Here is a 7,338-nt window from a genome sequence, read left to right as displayed (position 1 = left end):
AGCGCTGACCACCTTCTCCATCGCCAACGACGTCGCCAAGTACTTCGCCATCATCCCCGCGATGTTCGCGGGCGTGTACCCGGGCCTGGACAAGCTCAACATCATGAAGTTGCACAGCCCCACGTCGGCGATCGCCTCGGCGATCATCTTCAACGCCCTGATCATCATCGCGCTGATCCCGCTGGCCCTGCGCGGCGTCCGCTACCGGCCCGCCTCCGCGGCCGCGTTGCTCAACCGCAACATCGGGATCTACGGGCTCGGTGGCCTCGTCGCCCCGTTCGCCGGCATCAAGATCATCGACCTGATCATCCAGTTCATCCCCGGCCTGCGCTGACCGCAAAGGGAGCGATCCGATGTCCGGCACTCTGAGGCCCCTGGTCCGGCGGCACGTCGCTGCCCTGCGGTTGCTGCTGGTCCTGACCGTCGTCACCGGCGTCGCGTACCCGCTCGCCGTCACCGGTATCGCCGAGGCCGCATTCGGCCACCGCGCCGACGGCTCGCTGATCCGCCAGAACGGCAGGGTGGTCGCCTCCGGCCTGCTCGGGCAGTCCTTCGACCTGCCGCCGGACAAGGGCCGGAGCCCCGCGCCGCCCGACCCGGCATGGTTCCAGCCCCGGCCGTCCGCCGGCGGCTACGACCCGCTGGCCTCGGGCGCCTCCAACCTGGGCCCGAACAACGACCGGCTCATCGCGTCGGTCGAGCAGCGGCGGGCGGCCGTCGCCGCGTTCGACCATGTGCGGCCCGCGGACGTCCCCGTCGACGCTCTCACCGCGAGCGGGTCAGGGCTCGACCCCGACATCTCCCCCGCCTACGCCTACGAGCAGGTCGACCGGGTCGCCGGGGCCCGCGGCCTGGTTCCCTCGGCCGTGCGCGGCCTCGTCACCGCTCACCTCCAGGGCCGGTCCCTCGGCTTCCTCGGCCAGGAACACGTCAATGTGGTCGAACTCAACCACGCCCTGTCCCGCCTCCGCTGACCGGCCGGCCGGCTCCGTGCTCGACGGCGAGGCCGGCGTCCTCGGTGGCCGTCAAGGACGCGAGGAGGCGCAGCCGTTCCTCGGAGGCGGATCCGGGTTCCGCGGTGTAGACGGTCAGGGTGAGGCCGGGTTCCGCGGCCATCTCCAGGCCTTCGTAGGCGAGGATGAGGTCGCCGACGGCCCGGTGGTGGAAACGCTTGGTGCCGGTGCCGTGGTGGCGGACATTGTGGGCGCCCCAGCGGGTGCGGAACTCGTCGCTGCGGGTGCACAGCTCGCCGACGAGGTCGTGCAGGTCCTTGTCGTGCGGATTACGGCCGGCCTCGGTGCGCAGGATGGCCACCGCCATGTCGGCGGCCTGGTCCCAGTCCGGGTAGAAGCGGCGTGAGGCCGGGTCGAGGAAGTTGAACCGCGCCAGGTTGCCGTGGTTCTCCGGGCGGGCGTGCACGTCGGCGTAGAAGGGGCGGGCGAGCCGGTTGGCGGCGAGGATGTCCATCCGGCCGTTGCGGACGAAGGCCGGCCCCGCCGTGACGGCGTCCAGCACCCACTGCAGGCTGCGGTGCGGCGTCCACGACCGGGAGGACCGGCGGCGGGGCCGGGTGAGGGCGTCGGAGCCGTCCGCGGCCTGCGCGAGATTGCGCAGGTGGGCGCGTTCGGCGTCGTCGAGCTGCAGGGCGCGGGCGACGGCGTCGAGCACCGCGGGGGACGCGCCGGCGAGGCTGCCGCGCTCGAGCTTGGCGTAGTACTCCACGCTCATGTCGGCCAGGGCCGCGACTTCGCTGCGGCGCAGTCCGGGAACCCGCCTGCGGCTGCCGGCCGGCAGGCCCGCCCGCTCGGGGCTGATCCTGGCGCGTCGCGAGGTGAGGAAGTCACGGACCTCTGCTTGGTTGTCCACGCCTTCGACGGTACGTCGCGCGCCCCGCCGCAGGGGTGTACTGCCGGTACACCCTTCGACGGTGACTCGTTACGCGCCGCGGCAGCCGGTTACCTGGGTGGCGTGGTGCTTCTCGCCCGACCGTGGGAACGGCGGCGGCCGGCGCCCGCCCACCCCGCCCTGAGCGGCGGTCCCGCGACACACCCGGTACCGCCCGCCTCGGCGCGTACCGGTGCACGTACCCGTGCACGACATCGGCAGACGAAGGAACCCCTGACATGCGCGGCGCAGTGATCCACGCCCCCCGTGACGTCCGCTTCGAGACCCTGGCGGACCCGAAGATCGTCCACCCGACCGACGCGATCATCCGCACCGCTGTGACCTGCGTCTGCGGCTCGGACCTGTGGCCCTACCGCGGCCTGGAGCCGATCGGTGACCCGCACCCGATGGGTCACGAGTACGTCGGCTTCGTCGAGGAGGTCGGCTCGGAGGTCACGGGCCTGCGCCCCGGCCAGTTCGTGGTCGGCTCGTTCGCCACCTCCGACAACACGTGCGCGAACTGCCGCAACGGCTTCCCGTCCAGCTGTCTGCACCGCGAGTTCATGAGCAGCTGCCAGGCCGAGTACGTCCGCATCCCCAACGCCCACGGCACCCTGGTCGCCACCGACGAGGTGCCGGGAGAGGAGTTCTGGCCGGGTCTGCTCGCCGTCTCCGACGTCATGGGCACCGGCTGGTGGGCCGCCGACGCCGCCGAGGTCGGGCCCGGGTCCACCGCCCTGGTCGTCGGTGACGGCGCGGTCGGGCTGTGCGCGGTGATCGCCGCCAAGGAGCGGGGGGCCGAGCGGATCATCGTCATGAGCCGCCACGCGTCCCGCCAGGAGCTGGCCCGGGAGTTCGGCGCCACCGACGTCGTCACCGAGCGCGGGGACCAGGGTGTCGCCCGGATCAAGGACCTGACCGGCGGTATCGGCGCCGACAGCGTGCTGGAGTGCGTGGGCACGGCCGAGGCCATGCGGCAGGCCCTGCACGGCGCACGCCCCGGCGGTAGCGTCGGCTTCGTCGGCGTCCCCCACGAGGTGGCGGTCGACGGGCAGGAGCTCTTCTTCTCCCACGTCGGCCTGCGCGGCGGCCCGGCCCCCGTCCGCCGCTACCTGCCCGACCTGATCGAGCGCGTGCTGGCGGGCCGGATCGACCCCGGCAAGGTCTTCGACCTCACCCTGCCGCTCGACGACGTCGCGGAGGGTTACCGGGCCATGGACGAGCGCCGCGCGATCAAGACCCTCCTCACGCCCTGACACCACGACACGCCCGGACGCCGCGACTCTGCCCATCCCCCTGACCCGACCGCCGCACAAGGAGCAACCGTGCAGATCACCCGCAGCTCGATCGACACCGTCCACGGCCCCGCCGACTGGTTCACCGGCGACGTCTACATCGACGCCGTGGCGGCGGCGCCGGCCCCGTCGCGCGTCACCGCCAACCTGGTGCACTTCATGCCCGGCGCCCGCACCCACTGGCACCGGCATCCGCTGGGCCAGACGGTCTTCGTCACCGAAGGGATCGGCCTGTGCCAGCGGCGCGGCGGACCGGTGGAGGTCATCCGGCCCGGCGACCGCGTCCTGTTCGAGGCCGACGAGGAACACTGGCACGGCGCCGCCCCGAACCGCCTCATGGTCCACCTGGCCATCAACGAGGGTGACGACGACCACGACGTCGTGCACTGGATGAATCCCGTCACCGACGAGGAGTACGCCGCTGCACCGGCCACCGCCTGAGGTCCGCCGGCGAGGAGATCTTCTGATGAACCCCACGTACGACTTCGCCGGCCGCGTCGCCTTCGTCACCGGTGCCGGCTCCGGGATGGGCCTGGCCGCGGCACGCGCCTTCGCCGCCTCGGGCGCCGCCGTGGCCCTCACCGACGTCGACGAGGCAGCCGTGGACCGGGCAGCCCGGCAACTCGGCGACGACGGCTGTCAGGCCCTGGCGCTGGTCTGCGACGTCACCGACGAGGACCAGGTCGCCGCAGCCGTCGACCGAACGGTGGCGGCCTTCGGACGACTCGACATGGCCTACAACAACGCCGGCATCCAGATCCCGCCCACCGGCGCCGCCGACGAACCCTTCGGCCAGTTCGAGAAGGTCCACGCGATCAATCTGCGCGGCGTCTGGGCGTCCATGAAACACGAGCTGCGTCACATGCGGGTCCAGGGCAGCGGCGCGATCGTCAACTGCTCGTCTCTGGGCGGCCTGGTCGGCATCGCCGGCCGCGCCTCCTACCACTCCACCAAGCACGGCGTGATCGGCCTGACCACCAGCGCCGCCCTCGAATACGCGCCGCGCGGCGTCCGCATCAACGCCGTCTGCCCCGGCACCATCGACACGCCCATGGTCAGCGAGATGATCGCGAAGGGGGAACTGGATCCCGCCGAAGCCGGAGCCGCCCAGCCGATCGGCCGGCTCGGCACCGCCGACGAGGTGGCCCAGGCCGTCCTGTGGCTGTGCAGCCCCGGCGCTGCCTTCGTGGTCGGCGTGGCCCTCCCCGTGGACGGCGGCTACACGGCCCGGTGAAACGGCAGCCCTCCCGGCGCGGTTCCGCATGCCATCGCGGGGCCGCCTCGTAGTTCGGGCAGGACGGCGTCGGCCGCAATCCTGGCTCCCGGGATATCGACGGCCATGTTGGCGACCCACTTGTGGTCGTCACCACCGAGAGGCGAGTCGCTGTCAAGCACCGATGGAGGCAGGCTCGGCGGCGTAGCCGTCCGGTGCAGGTCAAAGGGTGCAGCCTCAACCTGTTCGGGATGCGCGGCCTGACGCCGTTCCCCGCGTGGCGCCCCGGCGGGCCGCGGATCTACCGTGGAGACAGAGGTTCCAGGTGAGTTGAAGGCCAGCAGGTGCCGGCCCGGAGCGGGCCGGTGGCGACCTGCGGAAGAGGTGACCCCATCATGACCGCATCCACGGACACTCCTGTGCTCGACACCCTCGCCGCCATGACCGTCGATTCGATCGAACGCTGTGGCCTGGACGAGCGGACGCTCATCCTCACCCGCATCGCGGCGCTGGCCGCGATGGACGCTCCGGCGATCTCCTACGCCGCCCACATCGGCCCCGCCATGCAGACCGGCCTCACGTCCGAGCACCTGCAGGACATCCTCGTCGCGATCGCCCCGGTGGTCGGCACCGCGCGTGTGATGTCCGCGGCGGGCAACATCGCCGAGGCGCTCGGGATCGCCATCGCCGTGGCTGAGGAGCTGCCCGAGACCTGAGCGCGGCCCGCCCGCGGTCACCATCCCGTCGCGTGCACCGGCACCAGGGTGAAGCCGGCCAGGCCGTGCACCTCCACGCGGCCTTCGGCATCGGCGGACACGTCGAAGTGCCGTCCGCCGATCCTCAGGTGCCGCACGCGCAGGCCCTCGAAGCCGGACGGGACACGGGTCGCATGCCGCAGCCGCCGGGCGGGGACGTCGGCCTCCAGGCCGAAGAGCGACTGCAGGACGAGGACGGAGGACGCGGCGGCCCAGGCCTGCGGGCGGCATGAGGCGGGGTACGGCGCGGGGCGGCTCTGCCGGTCACGAGAATATCCGGCGAAGAGTTCGGGGAGCCGGTAGCCGAACTGCTCGGCGGCCCCGAGCAGTCCGGTGGCGAGCCGGCCCGCGGCTTCGGCGCGTCCTGCGCGGGCCAGGCCGTGGACCGCGATCGCGGTGTCGTGCGGCCAGACCGAACCGGTGTGGTAGCCGAGGGCGTTGAAGCCCGCCGACGACGCGTCGAGCGTGCGCAGGCCGAAGCCGGAGTCCATGCCGCCGTCCGCGGTGTCTCCCGCGTCCGTGAGCCGGCCGGCCACCCGGGCCGACTCCTCGGGGCCGAGCAGCCCCGTGCCCAGCAGGTGGCCCATGTTGGAGGCGACGGAGTCCACCCGGCGCTTGTCCCGGTCGAGCGCGACAGCCGGATACGGCCCCGTGTCGTCCTCGGTCCAGAAGTGCGTGCGGAAGCGCTCCCGCAACCCCTCCGCCCACCGCCGCCACTGTTCGCCGCCCGGCCGCGCGAACGCGTCGAGCAGAGCGGCTGCCTTGACCGCGGCCTCGTGCGCGTAGGCCTGCACCTCACTCAGGGCGATCGGCGCGAGGGCGGGGCGGCCGTCGCGGAACCGGATGCCGTCGGACGAGTCCTTCCACCCCTGGTTGGACAGCCCCGCGCCGGAGCTGTCGGCGTACTCCAGGAAGCCGTCGCCGTCCGCGTCGGCACAGTGCTCCATCCAGTTCAACGCGGCTTCTGCGTGCGGCAGCAGCGCCGCCACCTCGCTCTCGGGCATGCCCCAGCGCCAGGCGTCGTACAGCAGGATCAGCCACAGGGGGGTGGCGTCGGCGGTGCCGTAGTACGACGGCGGCAAAGACGTGGTCCCGTCGGGTGCCGGCTCGTCGCGGCGGACCTCGTGCAGGATCTTGCCCGGCTGCTCCTCGGTGGCGGGCACGTGGGCGGTTCCCTGCCGGCGGGCGAGGGTGCGCAGCGTGCCGGCCGCGACGTCGGTGCCGAGCGGCAGCAGCATGCGGGCCGACCAGAGGGCGTCGCGGCCGAAGAGGGTGAGGTACCAGGGGGCGCCCGCGGCGAGGAACACGTCCTCCGGCTGGAGCGGGTCGCTGAGCACCAGGCGGAACAGGTCCCGGTCGGAGCGCGAAATCCAGTGCGCCAGGCGGCGGTCGGGACCGGTCACCTCGGGTGCGCTCCACCACCGGGTGGCCTTGGGCGGAGCGGGAAAGAGGTCGCCGTCGCGGTGCTCGGCGTCGCAGCGCAGTTCGGCGTGCCAGGTGGTGCCGGGCGGCACCTCGATGAGGTAGGCCATGGTCACGGTGCCGTCCGGGCCCGTCAGCTGCTCGTCGGGGCCGGGGTTCAGGGTCAGGGTGCCGCTGATGGCACCGTCGCTCCAGCGGGCCTCTCCCGGCCCGGTCCGCGGGCTGACGGGGGCGGCGGGCCGGCCCGACTTGACCTGCTCCATGGTGGCCAGGTCGCTCGCGGCACTCAGGCTGAGGCGCAGCCGCGCGGTGCGGCCGCCCGCGTTGCGGACCGTGTACCGCTCGGTGAGCCGGCCCGGTGACACGGCCCGGCTGCGCTCCAGGACCACCGCCGGGTCGGGGGTCTGTTCCGCCAGACCGCGCAGCACGGCGCGGAACACCACGTCCCCCTCGGGACCGGTGGCCGCGCCGATGGGCACCACGGGCACCGCCTCGACGGCGGCTTCCAGGCGCGACAGCACACGGCGGTCGCCGTGGTAGAAGCCGTCGGCCCCGCCGCGCAGCGCCCCGTCGGGACCCGACGCGCACAGGCTCGGCGCGGCGAGCGACAGGTGCGCGTCGTGGAGGAACGGTTGCAGCCCTGGTACCGACTGTCCCCCGGCGAAGTCGCCGTGAGCCTTGACAGTTGCTTCCACGAGGCCGATCCTCTCTGCCATCGAAGCCGTTTTTGGAGCGTTCCAAGAACCGAGGTCCGCTGGCAAGGGGGGTG

General features: G+C 72.9%; 7 protein-coding genes and 1 pseudogene. 6 read left to right on the top strand and 2 right to left on the bottom strand.

Going from position 1 to position 7,338, the window contains the following annotated elements; all coding sequences use genetic code 11:
- Together K7862_RS20510 and kdpC are read left to right on the top strand one after the other, a co-directional pair.
- Positions 1 to 334, top strand: a pseudogene (locus K7862_RS20510) (potassium-transporting ATPase subunit B); the annotation flags it as partial.
- Between the two features lie 19 nt (positions 335 to 353).
- On the top strand, positions 354 to 974 hold the full coding sequence (gene kdpC, locus K7862_RS20505) for a potassium-transporting ATPase subunit KdpC (RefSeq protein WP_222964589.1): 621 nt from the start codon (positions 354 to 356) through the stop codon (positions 972 to 974).
- Here kdpC and K7862_RS20500 read toward each other — a convergent pair.
- A complete protein-coding gene (locus K7862_RS20500; protein ID WP_222964587.1) occupies positions 946 to 1,866 on the bottom strand; it encodes a helix-turn-helix transcriptional regulator in 921 nt (306 codons plus the stop codon). The genes kdpC and K7862_RS20500 overlap by 29 nt on opposite strands.
- A 257-nt stretch (positions 1,867 to 2,123) precedes the next feature.
- Between K7862_RS20500 and K7862_RS20495 the strand changes: the two genes are divergently transcribed.
- The 4 genes from K7862_RS20495 to K7862_RS20480 all read left to right on the top strand — a co-directional run bounded on the left by K7862_RS20495 (position 2,124) and on the right by K7862_RS20480 (position 5,108).
- Entirely contained in the window at positions 2,124 to 3,140 is a 1,017-nt protein-coding gene (locus tag K7862_RS20495) for a zinc-dependent alcohol dehydrogenase family protein (protein WP_222964585.1), read from the top strand.
- 69 nt (positions 3,141 to 3,209) lie between these two features.
- Positions 3,210 to 3,620, top strand: coding sequence for a (R)-mandelonitrile lyase (locus K7862_RS20490; RefSeq protein WP_222964583.1), 411 nt, complete (start codon positions 3,210 to 3,212; stop codon positions 3,618 to 3,620).
- Positions 3,621 to 3,645: 25 nt separating this feature from the next.
- Complete coding sequence (locus K7862_RS20485; protein ID WP_222964581.1) at positions 3,646 to 4,413, top strand: glucose 1-dehydrogenase; 768 nt, start codon at positions 3,646 to 3,648, stop codon at positions 4,411 to 4,413.
- Positions 4,414 to 4,787: 374 nt separating this feature from the next.
- Positions 4,788 to 5,108: a carboxymuconolactone decarboxylase family protein gene (locus K7862_RS20480; protein WP_222964579.1), complete on the top strand. Its 321-nt coding sequence runs from the start codon at positions 4,788 to 4,790 to the stop codon at positions 5,106 to 5,108.
- Between the two features lie 17 nt (positions 5,109 to 5,125).
- On the opposite strand, the gene K7862_RS20475 is transcribed toward K7862_RS20480, so the two are convergent.
- Positions 5,126 to 7,264, bottom strand: coding sequence for an amylo-alpha-1,6-glucosidase (locus K7862_RS20475; protein ID WP_308012085.1), 2,139 nt, complete (start codon positions 7,262 to 7,264; stop codon positions 5,126 to 5,128).
- Positions 7,265 to 7,338 lie beyond the last annotated feature (74 nt).

The organism is Actinacidiphila acidipaludis (assembly GCF_019890725.1).
Taxonomy (GTDB): domain Bacteria; phylum Actinomycetota; class Actinomycetes; order Streptomycetales; family Streptomycetaceae; genus Actinacidiphila; species Actinacidiphila acidipaludis.
The sequence above is the reverse complement of the archived record's forward strand: the minus strand, read 5'-3'. Positions and strand labels throughout refer to the sequence as shown.

Bases quoted from the DNA above. Each gene is read 5' to 3' on its own strand.
- kdpC (WP_222964589.1), top strand. From the start codon at position 354: ATGTCCGGCACTCTGAGGCCCCTGGTCCGGCGGCACGTCGCTGCCCTG.
- K7862_RS20480 (WP_222964579.1), top strand. From the start codon at position 4,788: ATGACCGCATCCACGGACACTCCTGTGCTCGACACCCTCGCCGCCATG.
- K7862_RS20485 (WP_222964581.1), top strand. From the start codon at position 3,646: ATGAACCCCACGTACGACTTCGCCGGCCGCGTCGCCTTCGTCACCGGT.
- K7862_RS20495 (WP_222964585.1), top strand. From the start codon at position 2,124: ATGCGCGGCGCAGTGATCCACGCCCCCCGTGACGTCCGCTTCGAGACC.